The 1,337-nt window shown below is 62.8% G+C and carries 1 protein-coding gene; it reads left to right on the forward strand.

Annotated elements, in window-relative coordinates:
* Positions 1-1,337: F0F1 ATP synthase subunit beta (atpD, locus tag WS89_RS28070; protein ID WP_156440621.1), on the forward strand; the 1,337-nt coding region annotated here is incomplete at both ends.

Below are 1,337 nucleotides of genomic sequence, written 5' to 3' on the forward strand. Positions count from 1 at the left end.
CAGTGCATCGGCGCCGTTATCGACGTGGAATTCCCGCGCGACAGCATGCCGAAGATCTACGACGCGCTCATTCTCGATGGCTCGGAACTGACGCTCGAAGTCCAGCAGCAGCTGGGCGACGGCGTGGTCCGTACCATCTGTCTGGGTGCATCCGACGGCCTGCGCCGCGGCCTGACCGTGAAGAACACGGCGAAGCCGATCTCGGTGCCGGTCGGCAAGCCGACCCTCGGCCGAATCATGGACGTGCTCGGCCGTCCGATCGACGAAGCCGGCCCGATCGAAAGCGAACATACGCGTTCGATCCACCAGAAGGCACCGGCGTTCGACGAACTGTCGCCGTCGACCGAACTGCTCGAAACGGGTATCAAGGTCATCGACCTGATCTGCCCGTTCGCGAAGGGCGGCAAGGTTGGCCTGTTCGGTGGTGCAGGCGTGGGCAAGACCGTCAACATGATGGAGCTCATCAACAACATCGCGAAGGAGCACGGCGGTTATTCCGTGTTCGCGGGCGTGGGCGAACGGACCCGTGAAGGGAACGACTTCTACCACGAAATGAAGGACTCGAACGTTCTCGACAAGGTCGCGCTGGTGTACGGCCAGATGAACGAGCCGCCGGGCAACCGTCTGCGCGTCGCGCTGACCGGCCTGACGATGGCCGAGCACTTCCGTGACGAAGGCCTCGACGTGCTGTTCTTCGTCGACAACATCTACCGTTTCACGCTGGCCGGTACCGAAGTGTCGGCACTGCTCGGCCGTATGCCGTCGGCAGTGGGCTATCAGCCGACGCTGGCTGAAGAAATGGGCAAGCTGCAAGAGCGCATCACGTCGACCAAGAAGGGCTCGATTACGTCGGTTCAGGCAGTCTACGTCCCTGCGGACGACTTGACCGACCCGTCGCCGGCGACCACCTTCGGCCACCTGGACGCAACCGTCGTTCTGTCGCGTGACATCGCTTCGCTGGGTATCTACCCGGCGGTCGACCCGCTCGACTCGACGTCGCGCCAGATCGACCCGAACGTGATCGGCGAAGAGCACTACACGATCACCCGCCGCGTTCAGCAGACGCTGCAGCGCTACAAGGAACTGCGCGACATCATCGCGATTCTGGGCATGGACGAACTGTCGCCGGAAGACAAGCTGTCGGTCGCGCGTGCGCGTAAGATCCAGCGTTTCCTGTCGCAGCCGTTCCACGTCGCTGAAGTGTTCACGGGCTCGCCGGGCAAGTACGTGCCGCTGAAGGAAACGATCCGCGGCTTCAAGATGATCGTCGACGGCGAGTGCGACCACCTGCCGGAACAGGCGTTCTACATGGTCGGCACGATCGACGAAGCCTTCGA

The sequence above is a fragment of the Burkholderia sp. MSMB1072 genome (assembly GCF_001524725.1).
Classification (GTDB): domain Bacteria; phylum Pseudomonadota; class Gammaproteobacteria; order Burkholderiales; family Burkholderiaceae; genus Burkholderia.